This is a genomic window from Psychroflexus tropicus DSM 15496, assembly GCF_000378765.1.
Taxonomy (GTDB): domain Bacteria; phylum Bacteroidota; class Bacteroidia; order Flavobacteriales; family Flavobacteriaceae; genus Psychroflexus; species Psychroflexus tropicus.
The window spans coordinates 50,627-70,400 of record NZ_KB905345.1 but is presented as its reverse complement, the minus strand read 5'-3'; the positions used below and the strand labels follow the sequence as shown (position 1 = coordinate 70,400).

General features: G+C 35.6%; 16 protein-coding genes and 1 pseudogene. 12 read left to right on the top strand and 5 right to left on the bottom strand.

Annotation, left to right across the window (positions count from 1 at the left end; translation table 11 throughout):
• Window positions 1–4: 4 nt before the first annotated feature.
• The 7 genes from F598_RS0111500 to F598_RS0111470 all read left to right on the top strand — a co-directional run bounded on the left by F598_RS0111500 (window position 5) and on the right by F598_RS0111470 (window position 9,737).
• A complete protein-coding gene (locus F598_RS0111500) occupies window positions 5–1,909 on the top strand; it encodes a glycoside hydrolase family 13 protein (RefSeq protein WP_019039208.1) in 1,905 nt (634 codons plus the stop codon).
• 27 nt (window positions 1,910–1,936) lie between these two features.
• Window positions 1,937–3,379 (top strand): alpha-amylase family glycosyl hydrolase, encoded by a 1,443-nt coding sequence (locus tag F598_RS0111495; protein WP_026302682.1) that lies wholly within the window; start codon window positions 1,937–1,939, stop codon window positions 3,377–3,379.
• Window positions 3,380–3,485: 106 nt separating this feature from the next.
• A complete protein-coding gene (pfkA, locus tag F598_RS0111490) occupies window positions 3,486–4,469 on the top strand; it encodes a 6-phosphofructokinase (RefSeq protein ID WP_019039206.1) in 984 nt (327 codons plus the stop codon).
• Between the two features lie 20 nt (window positions 4,470–4,489).
• The gene (gap, locus tag F598_RS0111485) at window positions 4,490–5,485 is read left to right on the top strand and encodes a type I glyceraldehyde-3-phosphate dehydrogenase (protein WP_026302681.1); all 996 of its coding nucleotides are present in this window, start codon (window positions 4,490–4,492) and stop codon (window positions 5,483–5,485) included.
• Between the two features lie 67 nt (window positions 5,486–5,552).
• Window positions 5,553–6,413, top strand: coding sequence for a BadF/BadG/BcrA/BcrD ATPase family protein (locus F598_RS0111480; protein ID WP_019039204.1), 861 nt, complete (start codon window positions 5,553–5,555; stop codon window positions 6,411–6,413).
• Window positions 6,414–8,048 (top strand): glucose-6-phosphate isomerase, encoded by a 1,635-nt coding sequence (pgi, locus tag F598_RS0111475; protein WP_019039203.1) that lies wholly within the window; start codon window positions 6,414–6,416, stop codon window positions 8,046–8,048. It begins immediately after the preceding gene.
• 150 nt (window positions 8,049–8,198) lie between these two features.
• Window positions 8,199–9,737 (top strand): YifB family Mg chelatase-like AAA ATPase, encoded by a 1,539-nt coding sequence (locus tag F598_RS0111470; protein WP_019039202.1) that lies wholly within the window; start codon window positions 8,199–8,201, stop codon window positions 9,735–9,737.
• Window positions 9,738–9,873: 136 nt separating this feature from the next.
• On the opposite strand, the gene F598_RS0111465 is transcribed toward F598_RS0111470, so the two are convergent.
• From F598_RS0111465 to F598_RS0111455, 3 genes are all read right to left on the bottom strand, one after another.
• Window positions 9,874–10,719 carry a hypothetical protein gene (locus tag F598_RS0111465; protein ID WP_019039201.1) on the bottom strand — a complete coding sequence of 282 codons (846 nt, stop codon included), beginning with the start codon at window positions 10,717–10,719 and terminating at the stop codon, window positions 9,874–9,876.
• Between the two features lie 10 nt (window positions 10,720–10,729).
• Window positions 10,730–10,933 (bottom strand): hypothetical protein, encoded by a 204-nt coding sequence (locus F598_RS15465; protein WP_019039200.1) that lies wholly within the window; start codon window positions 10,931–10,933, stop codon window positions 10,730–10,732.
• 196 nt (window positions 10,934–11,129) lie between these two features.
• On the bottom strand, window positions 11,130–11,759 hold the full coding sequence (locus F598_RS0111455) for a hypothetical protein (RefSeq protein ID WP_019039199.1): 630 nt from the start codon (window positions 11,757–11,759) through the stop codon (window positions 11,130–11,132).
• A 182-nt stretch (window positions 11,760–11,941) separates the two neighbouring features.
• On the opposite strand from F598_RS0111455, the pseudogene F598_RS0111450 reads away from it, so the two are divergent.
• Window positions 11,942–12,313 (top strand): annotated as a pseudogene (locus F598_RS0111450) (magnesium chelatase subunit ChlI family protein); the annotation flags it as partial.
• Between the two features lies 1 nt (window position 12,314).
• Here F598_RS0111450 and F598_RS0111445 read toward each other — a convergent pair.
• Window positions 12,315–14,168, bottom strand: a complete 1,854-nt coding sequence (locus tag F598_RS0111445; protein ID WP_033408670.1) for a mucoidy inhibitor MuiA family protein — start codon at window positions 14,166–14,168, stop codon at window positions 12,315–12,317.
• Window positions 14,169–14,246: 78 nt separating this feature from the next.
• Between F598_RS0111445 and pxpA the strand changes: the two genes are divergently transcribed.
• Genes pxpA through F598_RS0111430 form a run of 3 tightly spaced genes read left to right on the top strand, consistent with a single transcriptional unit; the run spans window position 14,247 to window position 16,552 of the window.
• The gene (gene pxpA, locus F598_RS0111440) at window positions 14,247–14,978 is read left to right on the top strand and encodes a 5-oxoprolinase subunit PxpA (RefSeq protein ID WP_019039196.1); all 732 of its coding nucleotides are present in this window, start codon (window positions 14,247–14,249) and stop codon (window positions 14,976–14,978) included.
• Window positions 14,979–14,982: 4 nt separating this feature from the next.
• The gene (pxpB, locus tag F598_RS0111435; protein WP_026302679.1) at window positions 14,983–15,690 is read left to right on the top strand and encodes a 5-oxoprolinase subunit PxpB; all 708 of its coding nucleotides are present in this window, start codon (window positions 14,983–14,985) and stop codon (window positions 15,688–15,690) included.
• A gap of 4 nt (window positions 15,691–15,694) precedes the next feature.
• Window positions 15,695–16,552: a 5-oxoprolinase subunit C family protein gene (locus F598_RS0111430; RefSeq protein WP_026302678.1), complete on the top strand. Its 858-nt coding sequence runs from the start codon at window positions 15,695–15,697 to the stop codon at window positions 16,550–16,552.
• Here the strand turns inward: F598_RS0111430 and F598_RS0111425 are convergent.
• Window positions 16,524–17,900 carry an aldehyde dehydrogenase gene (locus F598_RS0111425; RefSeq protein ID WP_019039193.1) on the bottom strand — a complete coding sequence of 459 codons (1,377 nt, stop codon included), beginning with the start codon at window positions 17,898–17,900 and terminating at the stop codon, window positions 16,524–16,526. The genes F598_RS0111430 and F598_RS0111425 overlap by 29 nt on opposite strands.
• Before the next feature lie 106 nt (window positions 17,901–18,006).
• Here F598_RS0111425 and F598_RS0111420 point away from each other — a divergent pair, with 106 nt between their 5' ends.
• Window positions 18,007–19,770 carry a TonB-dependent receptor gene (locus F598_RS0111420; RefSeq protein ID WP_019039192.1) on the top strand — a complete coding sequence of 588 codons (1,764 nt, stop codon included), beginning with the start codon at window positions 18,007–18,009 and terminating at the stop codon, window positions 19,768–19,770.
• Window positions 19,771–19,774 lie beyond the last annotated feature (4 nt).

Sequence of the window (19,774 nt, the reverse complement as noted above, 5' to 3'; positions counted from 1 at the left end):
GAGTATGAAATCAAAACATGTTTTATCGGCATCTCAATTCGTTTTCTCTTTTCTGTTTCTTCTGAATTTAAGCATTACTGAATTAAAAGCTCAAGATTTACGCATAGAGCCCCCGAATTGGTGGGTGGGGATGCAAATGAACGACATACAGCTTTTAGTTCATGCTGATAACATTTCTACTTATCGTCCGGAATTATCATATAAAGGCGTTGAGCTTACTAAAATTCATAAAGCTGATAGTCCGAATTATCTCTTTATCGACCTTATTATAGCTGATGAGGCTCAACCAGGACGTTTTGAGATTAAATTCAAGAAAAAAGGTGCTAAAAACCAAAGCTTTACCTATGAGTTGAAATCCAGGCCGAAACCTGCCGAGGAGTACTTTGGATTCAATCATACCGATGCGGTTTATCTCATTACTCCAGATCGTTTTGCTAATGGTAATCCAGAGAACGATGTTGTAGAAAGCATGAGAGAAACAGAAGTGGACAGAACCGATAATTATGCACGTCACGGAGGCGATATCCAGGGAATCATAGACCACTTGGATTATGTAGCCGACATGGGATTTACCAGTATTTGGTCTAGTCCGCTTTTGACCAACGATATGAAATCCTCCTCATATCACGGCTATGCCATTACTGATTTTTATGAAGTTGATCCCAGATTCGGGGATTTGGAACTTTATAAAAAACTCTCAAAACAAGCTTCAGAAAAAGGGATTGGTTTGATTATGGACATGGTGGCCAACCATTGTGGCAGTGGGCATTGGTGGATGCAAGATTTGCCATTTAAGGACTGGCTCAATTTTCAAAAACTATATGAAGAGGGTAAATCCATACCAAACTCCAATCATAAACGATCGACAAATCAGGATCCGTATGCCTCAAAACATGATTCCAAACTTAACAACCAGGGCTGGTTTGTATCAACTATGCCCGATTTGAATCAAAACAATCCAGTTCTTGCTCAATACATTATTCAAAATAGCATCTGGTGGGTAGAAACTTTACAGTTGCATGGTATTCGTCAGGACACTTATCCTTATCCAGATAAAGCATTCATGTCAGATTGGGCAGGGGCGATCATGAAGGAATATCCTAACTTTAATATTGTAGGGGAGGAGTGGACGACAGATCAGGTGCTGGTAAGTTACTGGCAGGAGGGACAACATAATAAAGACGGTTACGACTCCAACTTAAGATCTGTTATGGATTTTCCCATGCAAATGAAAATTGTTCAGGCACTTAACGAAGGAAACGAAGGCTGGGGCAATGGACTAACTAAGATCTATGAAGGGCTGGCTAATGATTTTAACTATCCAGAACCTAAGGATATCATGATTTTTATGGATAATCATGACATGGATCGCGTATTTACTCAGCTGAATGAGAATGTACAAAAAACCAAAATGGCACTGGGTTTAATTTTGACTTTACCGAGAACACCTCAAGTATATTATGGAACTGAGATTCTGATGGAAAATTCAGATCAACGTGGTGACCATGGATTGATTAGAACTGATTTTCCAGGGGGCTGGAACGGAGACACAGTCAATGCTTTTACTGGAGAAAACCTGACTCCGGAGCAACTTGATTTTCAATCGTTCTTAAAAGCACTTTTAAATTTTAGAAAAACCTCTTCAGCTTTACAAGATGGTAAAATGATTCATTTTGCCCCTTTTGATGGTATCTATGCGATTTTTAGAATTCATAAAGATGAGACTACGGTTGCTTTTCTCAATACTAATTCCAAGACTACAACCATAGACCTGTCTAGGTTTGATGAGTTGGAACTTTCAGGGAAATCATTTACAGAAGTCATAGAAGGAACCGACCTGCTCTGGAAAGAGCAAATAGATCTGAAACCTGGATTTACATTATATAGTCATTTAACCGAGCTTAAATAAGCTCTTAACTATTTTAATACACCTGTTATGAATTTACATAAGTATATAAGCGCCATGTTTGGAGTAGCTCTTCTATTAACTGCATGTCAGAACAAAATTGAAAAGAATAAAGACGAAACTTCACAGGCTTCTTATCAGCCTATTTCCAATACTGTATTGGAATCTTCTGTCATTTATGAAGCAAATATTCGTCAGTATTCACCAGAAGGAACGTTTTCAGCATTTACAAAAGACATTCCTCAATTGAAAGAATTGGGAGTGAAGGTCATTTGGCTAATGCCTGTCTACCCCATTTCGATGAAAAATAGAAAGGCCACTCCAGATTTGTCTATTGAAGATATTGAAGATCCAGCTGAAAAAGAAAAGTATTTAGGCAGCTACTATGCAATTTCAGACTACACAGCTATTAATCCAGAGTTTGGAAGCATGGAAGACTTTGATAAGTTAATAAAAACAGCTCATGAAAATGGAATGTATGTCATTTTAGACTGGGTAGCCAATCATACAGGGTGGGATCATGAATGGATAGAAAAGCACCCTGAATATTACCACAAAGATAAAGAGGGAAACGTCACCGATCCTATCAATCCAGATACAGGAGAATCCTGGGGTTGGACAGATGTCGCCCACTTAAATTATGAGAATGATTCACTCTGGATGGCTATGAAAGAGGAGATGCTCTATTGGGTGAAAGAAAAAAATATTGATGGCTTCCGTTGTGATGTAGCTGGAAATGTGACTACAGAATTCTGGAATTACGTGGTTCCTGAATTACAAAAAGAGAAACCACTCTTTATGCTGGCAGAGAGCGAGGACAAAGATTTGTTTTATGAGGCCTTCGATATGGGATACAATTGGGAAGGACATCATATCATGAATGAAATGGCTCAAGGCGAAAAAAACGTTAAGGCTTGGGATGCTTATATGGCTAAAATAGACACCACCTACCAGGACGATGACTACCTGATGAATTTTATTACCAACCATGATGAAAACTCCTGGAACGGTACTGTTAATGAGCGCATGGGTGATGCCGCAGAAACGATGCTGGCCTTTACCTATGCTTTACCGGGAATGCCTCTGATCTATAGCGGACAAGAATACGGTATGGATAAACGTCTTAAGTTTTTTGAGAACGATAGTATTCCAAAAGAAAAAGGAGAGATGTGGAAGCTTCACTCTACACTTGGAGCCTTGAAAAACAATAATAAAGCACTTAATGGTGCTAAAAAGGCAGCGTCTTATCAACGATTAGAGACCAGCAATGATGAAAATATCATTGCTTTTGAAAGAAATAAGGGTGATAGTCAACTTTTTTATATCGCTAATTTTTCCTCAAGCCCTCAATCATTTAGTCTTCCACTTACTGGGCAGTTTGAAGATGTTCTAGCTGAAGATACTATCGAATTTAAAGCTGATCAGATTCACAATTTCGAGCCCTGGGAATACAAAATTTTGATAATCAAGTAGTTTTTGACTATCTTTTATAAAATTTTGATAAGCTTTAGTTACCTATATCGTTTTAGTCGAAAACTTAATTGGTGAGAATGTTATATTTAAAATATATTTGATTTTAATGAAAAACTTACAAAAAATAGCAGTACTTACCTCTGGTGGAGATTCTCCGGGAATGAATGCTGCCATTCGAGCGGTCGTTAGAAACGCTGCATATTCTGGCCTTGTTTGCGATGGTATTTATAGAGGCTACCAAGGCCTAATAGAAAATGACTTTATAGAACTTGGTCCACGTGATGTTAAAAACACAATTAACCGGGGAGGTACATTTTTAAAATCTGCTCGCTCTAAAGATTTTATGACTAAGGAAGGTCGTCAAAAGGCTTTCAACAATCTGCAAGCCAGACGAATTGATGCCTTAGTAGTTATTGGTGGAGATGGTACCTTTACAGGGGCGTCTGTTTTTAGTTCAGAATTTGATATTCCAGTCATTGGGATTCCCGGAACTATAGACAATGATATCAACGGGACAGATTATACAATTGGCTACGATACAGCTTTAAATACTGTCGTTGAAGCCATCGATAAAATTAGAGATACGGCTAGTTCCCACGATAGACTGTTTTTAGTTGAGGTTATGGGACGAGATGCTGGTGATATCGCCTTGAATAGTGGTATAGGAGCAGGTGCAGAAGAAATTCTTATTCCTGAGGAAAACTTAGGCATAGAACGATTGATTGAATCTTTAGAAAAAAGCAGGAAAACAGGTAAGACCTCTAGTATTGTAGTTGTTTCTGAAGGAGATCAGATTGGTAAAAATATCACCAATGTTGCAGATTCCATTCAAACCCAACTTCCAGATTACGAAGTGAAAGTGACTGTTTTGGGACATATCCAGCGGGGTGGTTCACCAAGTTGTTTCGATCGTGTTTTAGCCAGTCGTCTTGGGGTTGGTGCTGTAGATGCGCTAATTGAAGGGAAATCTAACATTATGGTAGGTATTTCACATAAGAAAATTGTTCATGTTCCATTTGAAACTGCTATTAACGTGAAGAAAATAATTGATACGGATCTTATTCGAGTTGCGGATATAGTATCCACTTAATAAATTAAAATTCAATAATTATGACTAAAATAGGTATTAACGGTTTCGGCCGTATCGGAAGAATTGCTTTTAGAATAGCAATGGATAATAAAGATGTAGAAGTCGTAGGTATTAATGATCTATTAGACGTTGAGCATTTAGCCTACATGTTGAAATATGATTCTGTTCACGGCAGATTTAAGAAAAATGTTGAAGTAAAAGATGGACATCTGGTTGTCGATGGCAAAACCATCAGAATTACAGCAGAAAAAGATCCAAAACAATTGAAATGGGATGCTGTAGGAGCAGAAATTATTCTAGACTGTACAGGAATTTTCAAAGATAAAGATAATGCTTCTGCACATATAGAGGCTGGTGCAAAGAAAGTAGTAATTTCAGCGCCGTCGAAAACTGCTCCTATGTTTGTGATGGGTGTAAATGAAAATGATGCAACGGCTGAAGATACGGTGGTGTCTAATGCTTCTTGTACTACCAACTGTCTAGCTCCAATGACTAAGGTGATCAACGATAGTTTTGGAATTGTAGAAGGCTTAATGACTACAATACATGCTGCTACTTCAACTCAATTTACAGTAGATTCACCTTCATCTAAAAACTACAGATTAGGAAGAAGTGCTATCAATAATATTATTCCAACGAGTACAGGTGCAGCAGTTGCTGTAGGAAAAGTCTTAAAAGAAGTGGATGGTAAATTAACCGGAATGGCTTTTAGAGTACCAACTGCCGATGTTTCTGTAGTGGACTTAACGGTGAGAACCGAAAAGTCTGCCACTTATGATGAAGTAAAAGCTGCTATGAAAGCTGCAGCAGACGGTCCTATGAAAGGCGTTTTAGGCTATTATGAAGATGAGGTTGTATCTCAGGATTTTGTTTCTGAAACAGCAACTTCTAATTTTGATGCCAATGCTGGTATCGCATTAAACGATAACTTCTTTAAGCTTGTCGCTTGGTATGATAATGAATATGGCTACTCTGCTAAACTTGTTGATTTAGCATTACATATTGCTAAATTATAAGTAACAACTTATCAAAAAGGCTTATTTCTTCAATGGAATAAGCCTTTTTTAATATTAAACAAAGCCTATGATACTTATAGCAGATGGTGGTTCTACGAAATGCGACTGGATCTTATTAGATGATAAAGGGGAGGTTGCTTTAAAGACTAGAACCAAAGGTTTAAATCCAGCAGTTTTTAAGCCAGAAAATTTAAAAGCCCGCCTGGAAGAAAATGAAGACTTAAAAACAATTACTTTTAAAGTAAGTAGGGTCGACTTTTATGGGGCAGGATGTGGAACTCCAACGCCAGTTAAGAATCTTAAAAAAATTCTGGAAGATTATTTTCCTGATGCCGAAGTAAATGTTGACGAAGATATGGTTGCTGCTGCTTTGGCCGCCACTACAGAACCTGGTATTGTTTGTATTTTAGGGACAGGATCCAATTCATGTTATTTTGACGGTAAAAACGTGCATATGCAGGTTGAATCTTTGGGTTATGTGCTGATGGATGAAGCGAGTGGTAATTATTTTGGAAAACGTTTGATTAGAGATTACTACTATAATTTTATGAGTGATGATATGAGCAAGGAATTTGCTAAACGCTATGATTTAAATGCTGATACTATCAAAAAGAATGTCTACAAAGAAGATAATCCAAATACTTATTTAGCATCGTTTGCTGAATTTATTTTTACAGCCCAGGAACGTAATGGTTATTTCTATAAATTGATTTACGAAGGTATTGAAAAATTTATCGAACGCCGTGTGATGTGCTTTAAGCAAGCTCAGGGCGTGCCTATTCATTTTATAGGTTCTATTGCCTTCTTTTCTGAAGATATCATCAGAGATGTAGCCAAACGTTATCATCTGGACATTGGTAACATTATAAGAAGACCTATTGATGGTCTGATTAAACATTATAAACACAACGTTTTAAAAGTTAATTAAATGCCCTTAAATACTACGTCACCTGTCAACTTCAAATCCTGGAAGACTTTAGAAAAATTATCTCAAGCTAATTTTGATTTAAAATCATTATTTGAATCTAACACCAACCGATTTGAAGAATTTTCGATTCATGATAATGAGTTTTTGGTAGATTTTTCTAAAAATCTTGTAGATAAAGAAGTGTTTAATCAGCTAATGAAGCTGGCCGAAGAGTCAGATTTGAAATCAGCGATTCAAAAATACTTCAATGGCGATAAAATCAATCAAACTGAAGGTCGTGCTGTGTTACACACAGGTTTAAGATCGGCTAAAAACAATTCAGCTCAGGTTGACGGGGTTGATGTTTATGAGGACGTTCAGTCTGTATTAGCAAAAATTAAAAATTTTGCTAATCAGGTTAATTCAGGAAATCGTAAATCCTATACAGGTAAAACATTCACAGATGTGGTGAATATAGGAATTGGCGGATCAGATCTTGGTCCACAGATGATTGTAGACGCCTTGGCTTATTATAAGACTGACATCACACCCCATTTCGTTTCCAATGTTGATGGCGATCATGTGATGGAAACGATTAAACACCTAAATCCAGAGACGACTTTATTCGTTATTGTTTCTAAATCCTTTAGCACTCAGGAGACGCTGACTAATGCCAATACAATAAGAGACTGGTTCCTGAAAACAGCTAATCCAGACGATGTTAAGCATAATTTTGTTGCGGTATCCACTAACATTTCAGCAGTAGAAGATTTTGGAATTGTGAAAGAAAATATCTTCCCCATGTACGATTGGGTCGGAGGTCGATTTTCACTATGGAGTGCAGCTGGGCTTTCTATTGCTGTTAGTCTTGGTTCAGAACATTTTCAAGCACTGTTAGATGGAGCCGAAGAAATGGATGTGCATTTTAAAAATGCAACTTTCGACCAAAATATACCTGTAGTTCTTGCGCTTATAGGTATATGGTACAACAACTTTTTAGGAGCAGAAAGTGAAGCTATTATTCCTTACACCCAGTATCTTCAAAAATTAGCCTCTTATCTCCAACAGGCTTCTATGGAAAGTAATGGTAAAAGTGTAGACAGAGCAGGCGATAAAGTAAACTACCAAACGGGCACAATTGTTTGGGGGGAACCAGGTACCAATTCTCAGCATGCTTTTTTTCAAATGATTCATCAAGGAACTAAGTTAATACCTTGTGATTTTATTGGATTTAAAGCGCCTTTATATGGAAATAAAAATCACCATGATATTTTGATGGCCAATTACTTTGCTCAGACTGAAGCTTTAATGCAAGGTAAAACGAAGGATGAAGTTCATAAGGAATTAGAGGAGCAGGGCCTAAGCACGGAAGAGATCCAAAAATTACTTCCTTTTAAAGTCTTTGAAGGTAATAAACCCACCACTTCAATTTTAATTGATCAGCTCAATCCGAAATCTCTTGGAAAACTTGTGGCTATGTATGAGCATAAGATCTTCGTTCAAGGCGTGGTTTGGAATATTTTCAGCTACGATCAATGGGGCGTTGAACTAGGAAAACAATTGGCTAAAAACACATTGAAAGATATTCAGTTTTCTAAAATTGAAAATCAACATGATTCCTCTACAAATGAATTATTAAAACATTATAAGTCCTAGAAACTGTAAGCAAGACTACTGATTAAAAATCCGAAATATTTATTTCGGATTTTTTTTTGCGTTTTAATTAGCCATGTTTTCAATCTGGTTTTTTCTGATTTTAAGGAAAAAAGTATATTTTTAGGTTAACTAACCACTAATCAGATTATTATGCTTGTTAAAGTCTTTGGAAGTTCTGTTTTTGGAGTCGATGCTGAGATTATCACAATCGAGATCAATATGGAAAAGGGCATTGGCTACCATTTGGTAGGACTACCAGATAATGCCATTCGTGAGAGTAGTTTTAGAATTCAAGCCGCACTAAAAAACAATGGCTTTAAGTTTCCGGGCAAAAAAATCATCGTGAATATGGCACCTGCAGATATGCGAAAAGAAGGTTCAGCTTATGATCTTACATTAGCTTTAGGTATTCTTTCAGCCTCAAATCAAATCAACTCTGAAGACATTGATCGCTACATCATTATGGGAGAACTTTCGCTGGATGGGAGTTTGCAACCCATCAAAGGAGCCTTGCCTATCGCGATTAAGGCTAGAGAAGAAGGTTTTAAAGGCTTTATTCTTCCTAAGCAAAATGCTAAAGAAGCAGCTATCGTTGATGATTTAGAGGTCTACGGTGTAGAATCCATCAGTGAGGTCATTAATTTCTTTGATAAAGGCGAAGCTTTAGAGCCTTTGAAGATCAACACCAGAGAAATCTTTTATGATAACCTGGCGCATCCTGAGTATGATTTTGCCGATGTTAAAGGTCAGGAATCCATCAAACGCTGTATGGAGATTGCTGCAGCTGGGGGTCATAATATTATCATGGTTGGTCCTCCTGGCTCTGGTAAAACCATGTTGGCCAAACGCTTGCCAAGTATTTTACCGCCTATGAGCCTGCACGAGGCTTTGGAAACCACCAAAATTCATTCTGTTGTGGGTAGAGTCAAAGAAAATGTAGGATTGATGGCTGAACGCCCATTTAGAAGCCCGCATCACACGATCTCAGATGTAGCCCTTGTAGGTGGTGGAGCCTATCCGCAACCTGGAGAGATTTCTTTAGCTCATAATGGTATTCTATTTTTAGATGAATTGCCTGAATTTAAACGGACAGTGTTGGAAGTCATGCGTCAGCCTTTAGAGGATAGAGAAGTAACCATCTCCAGAGCTAAATTTACGGTTACTTATCCCTCAAGTTTTATGCTAGTAGCCAGTATGAATCCAAGTCCTGGTGGGTACTTTAACGATCCTGATGCACCCGTGACCTCTTCTCCAGCAGAGATGCAACGCTATTTGGGTAAAATAAGTGGACCTTTGCTCGATAGAATTGATATTCATATTGAAGTGACTCCCGTGCCTTTTGATAAACTGAGTGATGAACGAAAAGGGGAGAGTAGTGTACAAATAAGAGAACGCGTGACTAAAGCCAGGGAGTTTCAAACTGAGCGCTTCAAAGACTTTGAAAATGTGCATTATAATGCTCAAATGAACGTGAAGCATATCAAAGCCTTCTGTAAGCTAGAGGAATCTTCAAAAACACTGCTAAAGACCGCCATGGAAAGGCTTAACCTATCGGCAAGAGCCTACGATAGGATTTTGAAAGTTTCCAGAACCATTGCCGATTTAGAGTCTAGCCCAGATATTCAAGGAAGCCATATTTCTGAAGCTATCCAATACAGAAGCCTGGATCGCGATGGCTGGTTGGGGTAAGTTAATGCAGTAGAATTTACTAAAAACAACATAAGTAAATAATATTCTTAAATTATAATTGATACGTAGATACGAAGGAAATCTTCATACCTAGGCGTTAAACCTTTTGGATTCTTTTATTGTATAATAGATATGATTAGTCAATTTGATATAAAGTGTCTGAGAAAAATGCTGCCTCATATTCATAAAAATTATCGTAATAATTAGATCTATTAATGTTTTCTAATTGATAAAGACCACCTATTACAATTGAATTAAAATCCCAATATATGTATGATTTAATAAAATTGTTAGCCATACTTAATTTATCAGTGTAATTGTTAAAATAAGGATTTACAAAATTATAGTCGTTATATTGATAAAGGTGTATAATTTCATGAGCCAAGACTGAGTAATTTTTAATTTCAGATTCTCTTACTTTAAAACTTGTTAATAACGCTTGGGCATTTAAATTATTCAAATTACTTTCATTTGTAGAAAATATTACTTCACCAGAACGTAACATTAGATTCCATTCGGGTTTACTATCTATTGCGCTAACAAATGTTGTGACAAAAGCAGCTGGCATTAATTTATATTTAACCCTAAAATCTTCATTCGGGTAAAACTCAATTCGATTAAACCCTATATTTATATGAATTTGTTCTAAAAACCCTCTATTGCTGGAGGCATTTTCAATTATAGATGTACCCAACGAGTTCAATACTTTTGCAGGCCAATTATACTCTAATTTCTCTTCAATATAAATTTGGCTAACCATTTTTTTGCTCCCAAAAATTAGAGCTCCACCAACTGATCCTTTCAAGAATCCATTAGTAAATACTTTTAAAAATTTTTCATTAGGTTTCTTATTTATAACAGCCCCAATCCCACTTCCAATTCCACCCAAACTAACGTTGTAAATCCCAATTTCAAACTCATTCGGCTGGCTATGTATAAGCAAGTAATTCATGAAAAAAAATACTATAATTATTTGCCTCATAAGTGGATGATTAGCTGTTTTTAAAAATATTTAATTCATCGTTCAGTTCAATCAAAATATTACCTTTAGAATCTATCATGATTGAACTCCCATAATTAGAGCTTTTAATCATTGGCATTTTATTTTCAATACAACGTAATTTGAGAATATTATTATATTGTCTAGCACCCCAAATAGTATTATTAAAAAATTTTTCGCTTGATAATAAATACATGATTTTTGCATTTTCATTTTTTTGCAGTATAAAGTAGCAGTAAAATGCTTCATAACAGATAAGCGGTAAAACACCTAGATCATTTGTAATATTATCGGATGTATCATTAGCGTAAGGATTAAATTTTTTCTTAAATAGTGTTGTAGAAAATATTTTAGGTACATATTCATTGAATATAATTAATTTTTCTTTCGTTTTAGTGTAATTTTTTTTTTGTTATAAATACACTACCATTGGCAATGTATTGTTTAGATTTATACAGTGAAGTACCAAAGTAAACTTCTTCAAAACCGTTTTCCGTAATTATTTTTTCTAAAAATTTATATATTAAATGATGTTGAAATTTATCAATATTTAGTCCTTTAAATGTTGTCTCTGGAATAATTAAAACCTTATTTTTGGCTTTCAAGTTTCTTGTTTTTTTAAGTATATAAAAGGCCAAATCTTTTCCGTATAATGAATCAGAAACTTTTTCGTTATTGAAGGTTATAAAAGTTTTATCCCTTAAAGTTCTATCATTTTCTGATTTTTTTACAATAAAATAGTTTATAGAAAAAATACTTGGTAGCAAGAAAAGTAATAAAACCGAAATGAGGTAGTATCTACGTTTTTTATGATTTATGACACAATATAAAAAATAGCATATTGTAAGAAACCACAAACTTCCACCTAAAACTCCAGTGTAGTTATACCATTGAACTAAATTAACATTAGTTGAAAATAAATTACCTAGAGTTAGCCAGGGAAATGAAATACTAGATAAATTATGAAATACTTCATATAATAACCAAATTGGAATAAAGAAAAAGAGCTTAAATTGTTTCAAAATCTTTTTAAGTTAAAAAAATACTGCAAAGGGAATAAGAGATAAAATTATTACAATAAATAATCCATGTACGGGAAAACCGTAATTAACTATTGTTTGGCTACTTAACAAGATTTTAAGTTTCTAATCTTAATACGAGCTTTAATTGATTATTAGGTTAGTTTTAATACTTCAGTAGAATTGTATCGATAACCCCTGTGCCTTTTGATAAACTGAGTGATGAACGAAAAGGGGAGAGCAGTGTACAAATAAGAGAACGCGTGACTAAAGCCAGGGAGTTTCAAACTGAGCGCTTCAAAGACTTTGAAAATGTGCATTATAATGCTCAAATGAACGTGAAGCACATCAAAGCCTTCTGTAAGCTAGAGGAATCTTCAAAAACACTGCTAAAGACCGCCATGGAAAGGCTTAACCTATCGGCAAGAGCCTACGATAGGATATTGAAAGTATCCAGAACCATAGCCGATTTGGAGTCTAGCCCAGATATTCAAGGGAGCCATATTTCTGAAGCTATCCAATACAGAAGCCTGGATCGCGATGGCTGGTTGGGCTGATTTAAGGTCTTAAGTAAAGCCTTCTATTCTTTGGATACTTTACTGTGTAGCTATACTTTAAAGTTTTAGTTGCTCCTGGTTCGAGATTAAACTCCCAATTCAAATAGCCCTTGTCCTCATCGAGAGTTGCTCCCTGATAAGTTTTGTTTTCGATCTTTATCGCTTCATTTCTGGAAATGGGCAAACGTTCCTGAACCAGTATAGAAGTGGCTAATCGCTTATTGTTTTTTAACTCCAATTCATAGGCCTTATCCACAATAGTCGTACTTCCAAAAAAATTTTTAGAAGTCTTCTTCTTAGGCAGTGTTCTGTCTAAAAGTATCTTATCATCAATTCCTAAAGAGAAAACAAGATTGTCTTCCAATTGAGCTGTATTTACAAACGTATTACCAAGATAGCTGTCTTCAAAGTATAGATTAGCTTCTCCTGAAATAAGTTCTAAATCTTGCCAGTCTTCCAATTCTGCCATCAAAAACACTGACTCTGATATTTCAGGGGCTACGTAATACTGGTACGAAGTCTTTAACTCATGTTGATCGAGTTGAAACTGTTTTGGGTCACGCGAAGAGCTCAGGCTGATAGATTTCGGTAAGATAAATTCAACTGAGTTTTGCTGTTCTACGATTTCAGTCACTTCTTCCTCTGCTATTTCATTTACAGCATTGGAGCCTTTTGAAGAGCTATAAGCTACAACAACAACTTCATCTAAGCTAGCATTATCCGGTTCTAAGGTCAAATTGATATTACTGCTGTATATAGGTAATGATTGACTTTTAAAACCGATGTAGCTAAATCTAATATTTCTACCACCATTAACTTTTAGAGCATAATTTCCATCAAAATCCGTTTGAGTACCACTATTTCCAATACTTACATTTACACCAGGTAATGGTAATCCCTCATTATCTAATATTTTCCCTCTTACCTCTCTTACATTAGGATTATATTTAAAATTTGATGATCTTAATTTTGAAATGGGTTTAAGAGTTCTGTCAAAATCCAAATAATAAGGTTCTAATTCGGGTTTGGTCTTGTTGGATACAGGATTTGCTGTGGAAAGTTTAAGAGTAATATTTTCCCAATCTTGGCCGCTGGTTTGATACACTTTAGCTTTATAGCTTAAGGACATGTCCTGATCTATTCCCTTCGATTTGAGATCATAAGAAGCGTACCAACCAGCATCATAGATAAAATAACTGAGGCTTAAATTGGTGGAAACTGATTTAGTGACCTCTAATTCTAAGCTGATTTTCCCTCTATTGACGCGGTTTTCACTTTCCAGTTTATTGATTTCCTGAACCAATTTTTTTCGGGATTTTTCCAATTCTTCTATGGCTATACCAAGACTATAGATAGAGTTATTTAGCGATTCTATCTCACTGGCATAATACTCTTTATATGCTTTGATTTTCGCCACATTAAGTTCACTCTCCTTGCTTTTCAACTCTTGATTTTTTTCCAACAGAAGAATCGATTTTTCTAAGGACAGTTTTTTGTTCCCCGCAAAGGCCTTTTCTTTTTCTATTTCCTTTAGACTTGACTTTAGTTCTTCCAGAGCTTTGGAGGTTTTCATTTCATTTAAATAGTCGGTTTCATAAGTTATAGAACTAAGACTGATGCCTTCGAGACCATTCACTATAATGCTTGATTCATCAATATTTGGCGTCAAATCTTCAAAGATCAACGTAAGAGTCCCTTTACTAAGCTGAATTTTTTTTTGTGAAGTGACCTGAGCTCCTGAGTTGTAAACTACAGCAGAAACCACCTTTGAAGTTACGGATTGGGTTTTGTGCTGAGCTTGAACTTGGTTTATTGTGAATATGAATAGAATAAGACTAGCAAATAGAGTTTTCATTGGATTGATTTTATGCTGAAAAATACTTAAAATAGTTTTGAACTCGTCTAATCTTTTATACATTTCAAATAAAAAAAATTGAAGCACATCGATATCAATTGTGATCTAGGGGAAGGAGGGGAGTTTGATAAAGACCTGATGCCTCTAATTTCTTCTTGTAATATTGCCTGTGGTGGTCACTATGGTGATAAGGCCTCAGTACATAAAGCTGTGAGCTTAGCTAAAAAGCATAACGTGCATATTGGAGCACATCCTTCTTATCCAGATCCAACTAATTTTGGAAGAACTTCGGTATCACTCCCGAGAGAAGACTTAAAAACTTCACTTCATCAACAAATTGATCTGGTAGAAATGGCTTGTCAAGAATTTGAAGTCGACTTACATCATATTAAACCTCACGGGGCTTTGTATAACGATATGCGAAAGGATAAAGCAATAGCTGATCTAGTGTTGGAAGTCATTACAGAACGAAATCAAGATATTATTCTCTTTGTTCCACCTAAGCTTGAGTTTAGCTCTGAAATACCCATTTCAATTAGGTTATGGACAGAAGGTTTTGCAGATCGAGGCTACAATTCAGATTTAAGCTTAGTGTCTAGGGGTGAAAAAGACTCTGTTTTGAGTGATCCCATCCAGATTTCAAATCGAGTTTTAAAAATGGTTGAGGATCTAAAGGTAAGCACGATTTCAGGAGAAAGTATTCCTCAGAAATTCGATACCATTTGCGTGCACAGTGATACACAAAATTCAGTTCAAATTTTAATGTCTTTAAAAAATCATCTTGACCAACATGGGATCAAAATCAAATAAAACAATGTCAATTCAACCTCATGTTTTTCAGATGAACGAACGGTCTATTTTGATTCAGTTGGAGTCTAATATCGATCCTCAAACTTTAAATATATTGCTAAGTTTAAAGACGCAAGTACAACAGAAATATAGTGATCTAATACTTGAAGTAATCAATACATACAACTCATTACTAATTACTTATAAATCAACTATAAATAATTTCTATGATGTGAAAGAACAGCTTTTAGAGGATTGTCATGCTATTGATGAAGCTTTTAAACCGCAAACTAAGCTAATAAAAATTCCGGTATGTTACGATGAAGAATTCGCTTTAGATGCTGAACAATTATCTGATGCAACTGGATTAGATTTTGATGAAATTATTAACCGACATACCAAGCCTGAGTACCGTGTTTATTTTATAGGATTTTTGCCTGGTTTTCCTTACTTAGGAGGTCTGGATTCGTCTCTATATTGTCGAAGAAAACAACACCCAAGATCAAGAATTGAAATGGGGTCGGTAGGCATTGCTGGAAATCAAACCGGAATCTATCCTTCTGCCTCTCCTGGAGGCTGGCAGATCATCGGCAAAACTCCTTTAAAGCTATTTGATAAAGAGAATTCCACTTCACCTAGTTTATTGTCTCCTGGAGATCGATTGACTTTCGAATCGATTTCTAAAGATGAATTTGACTACCTCAACTCTAATCCCAAGGATCTCAAAATGTAATACTATGAGCTTAAAAATACTTCAGCCAGGTTTGTTTTCTTCTCTACAGGATGATGGGAGATACACTGGAATGTCTCATGGAGTTCCAGTTTCTGGAGCCATGGATTTAAATGTATACCATTTTGTAAATCGTATTTTGGATAACCTTCCTAATGCCTCCTGTATAGAGTTCTTTCATCAAGGCTTAGAAATTCAGTTTCTCAAACCTACGTTTATTTGTGTAGGAGGGCTTGAAATTAATTTACAACTCAATGGTGAACCCATAAGTACATTTCAAATAATTAATATCAAGCCCGATGATATTTTGAAAATTAGAGAAATGAAAAAAGGGAACTGGGGCTATATAGCTATTAAAAATGGTTTTGATTCTTCTGAGTTTTTTAAAAGCCAAAGTTTCTATGAAGCCTTTACAAAAAAACGGTTCCAGAGCGGAGATGAATATAATTATGAGGAGTATGATGGAACAAGTGGAGGTAACGTACCTGACTTTGATTTTAATTATTACAAATCAGATTTACAGGTCTTTAAAGGTCCGGAATTTTCAAAATTGAGTCTAACCCTGCAATATCAATTAATCAATGCTGATTTTTCATTATCTGCGAATCTAAATCGAATGGCTTATCAGATTCAAGAGACTTTAGAAAATGAGCTAAAAGAGATCATCACTGGCCCAGTTTTACCAGGTACCATTCAGTATACTCCAGCGGGCAAGATGATTGTTTTAATGAGAGATGCTCAGGTTACTGGTGGCTACCCACGTATCTTACAATTATCTGAAAAAGCTATAAATCAGCTGTCCCAGTTCAGAGCAAAATCAAAGGTGCATTTTAAGCTTAGCGAAATAAATTCAGAAAAGATTTAAAAGAACTCACCTTGGTGTATGGTGGGTATTTTATGGGGATATCCAACCAGTTTTTACGATGGACTAGGGGTTTTTGCCTGGTAAAGGTGTAAAAGGAAGCCTTACCGTGGTAATTACCCACGCCGCTAGCACCAACTCCGCCAAAAGGAAGCTTGTCGTTTACAAAGTGAACAATAGTGTCGTTTATAACTCCGCCGCCAAAATCAAAGTTTTGATTCACTTTTTTAATAAATTGATCTTGTTCACTAAACACATAAAGTGAAAGGGGTTTATCGAAAGCCTTAATTGTTGACTTTAATTCATCGAAAGTTGAATAGCCATAAATAGGTAGAATGGGTCCAAAAATTTCTTCTTTCATCAAATCGGAAGAAAACTCCGGAGAATCTACCAGTGTTGGTGCTAGAAAATTAGTTTTAGCGTTATGCTCGCCTCCATAAATTACAGCCTGATCGTCTAAAAAGCCGACTAGCTTTTCGAAATGATCGGCATGAATCATCCTTGCATAATCGCCGTAAGCTTCATCCTTGTAAAACTCTTTAAGAGTGGAGATCAGTTTTTCGACAAATTTGGTTTTTATATTTTCATCGATCATTAAATAATCTGGGGCGATACAGGTTTGTCCTGCGTTTAAAAACTTTCCCCAGCAAATACGCTTGGCAGCAATATCTAGGTTTGCAGAGGAATCAATAATACATGGGTTTTTACCACCCAACTCGAGGGTGTGGGGTGTCATATGCTTGGCGATTTGTTGAGAGACAATTCTGCCAACAGGAACGCTGCCTGTAAAAAACACATAATCCCACTTTTGATTTAGTAAATTTTTAGCGGTGTCAACCGCTCCCTGAATTACTTTTGCTTGCTTCTGTTCAAAAACATCGCTTATTATTTTCTCTAAGATATCAGCCGTGTGGGGAGCATGCTCGGAGGGTTTCAAAACTACTGTATTTCCACAGGCAATGGCGCCAATCAAAGGAGTAATCGCCAATTGAAACGGATAATTCCAGGGAGCAATGACAAGAACTTTGCCCCAGGGGACGTAATAGATTTTATCGCTAGAAGGAAAATTGAGCCAGGCCGAAGACACGGATTTTGGTTTTGACCATTTTTTTAAATTTTTTATAAAAATATTCAGCTCTTTATAAACAACAAACAGTTCGGTGGTGAGAACTTCAAATTCTGGTTTTTGAAAATCTTTATATATAGCATCTACAATCTCCTGTTCATGAGATTTGATCGTAGATTTAAGTGTCTTTAATATTGAAATACGTTTTTCAATTGTATGTTCAGTAGAGTGTTCGAGAAAGTTATCCTGTGATTTAATTAAATCTTTGATATCTCTTTCCTTCATAATATACTTTTTTAAATTTGATTCATCATGAAATAAATATCATGACCAATCAGTTATTAATGTTCTAAAGATACCGTTATTTGTAGTGATTAATTTGAAATTTAAAATGAAATTATACTTAAATCTTTTTTCTTCGATCTTCATAGGATTATTGTTTGTTGACTCAGCTTATAGTCAGAGGGACACGATAAGTACCGATAAATTAATCATCGTAAAACAGTACTCCCCAACGGTAAACGATGCATTTAAAATAAAGCAAAAGCCAAGTGAAAAGGATACGATTAAGCAACAACGGAAAACCATAAATTATTCGTTTATCGATGTTCCTGTTGCCTCTACCTTTACTCCTGCCAAAGGGACTGCTTCTGGAGTAAGAATACCCGCTCCAGATAAATTATTTGAAAATTATGCTCGTTTTGGTGCAGGTAATTTTTCGACTATTCTAGCTGATTTTTATAGTAATTTCGATTTAAACAGAGATAGAAGTTTAGATATCAAGTTTTCTCACTTGTCTTCACAAGGTGGTATTGACGATGTAGTTCTTGATGATGATTATTCCAATACAGCTTTGGGATTAAATCTTACATCTCAAGATCGGTACTTCGATTGGAATAGTGGAGTAGAGCTTCAGCATAGAGAAATAAATTACTACGGTTTATCTCCTGAATTAAAAACTGTATTATCTCAAGATCAAATTAATTTTATTGATCCAAAACAAACGTACACCACTTTAGAAGCTTTTGGAGGGATCCAATTTGATAATGGTATTTTGAGAGAGGCTCAAATAAAACTTCAAAATTTTTCAGATGACTACAGCAATTCAGAACAATTACTTAGCGTTGAACCATCTGTAGTGATTCCTCTTAGGACTCAAGATTTACAAATCGATGCTGATTTTAAATTCTTAAATGGAGGCTTTGAAACTACCACTTTTAGAGAGTTTGAATCGAATTATCAACAACTTCAGGCTGGACTAAATCCATTCATAAATTTGAATTATGATAATGTAAAAGTTAAGCTCGGTGCAAAAGCAGTTTTTTTAAGTGATTTTGAACAAAGCTCTAGTGATGTATTCTTTTATCCAGATCTCAGGGCAGAGTTTTTACTCAATCAACAAACCATTGAATTTAATGTTGGAGTAAATGGAGACCTGCAACAAAACACTTATGAGAATTTTAGTTTGCAAAATCCTTTTATTGCGCCTTTTCAATTTATATTTCCTACTGATCTGCAATACAATGCTTTTGCAGGATTTTCTACCAAATTGTTAACCAATCTTGTCCTTTCTGCAAAGGTTAATTATTCCAGTGCTTCCAACTATGCTTTTTTTGTGGCTAATCCAAGTAATACTTTTGTATCCAGAACACCAGCCCGCAGGGATTTTGACTATCAAAACTCATTTAGGGTAATTTATGACGATTTAGATCAACTTTCTATTTCTGCTGACTTGGCTTATCAAATTGAAACCGATTTCAATATTGGATTTTTTGGCAAGTTTTCAGACTTTTCAACGTCTCAACTCCAAGAAGCCTATAACATGCCAGAATTAGAATTGAAAGCCTATGCAGATTATAATTTTACCAAAAATTGGAATTTCTCTGCTTCCTTATTTTATATTGGAGATCGTAAAGATTTTAGTGAAGATTTTACCACTTTCCCTGCTGGTAACATAAATATTAATCGAAGCGAAATCAGAACGATAGACGGTTACTTAGATTTAAATGCATCCATAGAATATAAAATTAATTCCAGACTTTCTGCGTTTGCCAACGCCAATAATCTTTTAAATGCAGATTATAATCGCTGGCAGAATTTTGATGTTCAGGGTTTTCAAATTCTTGGAGGTTTAATTTATCAATTTGATTGGTAAGGTT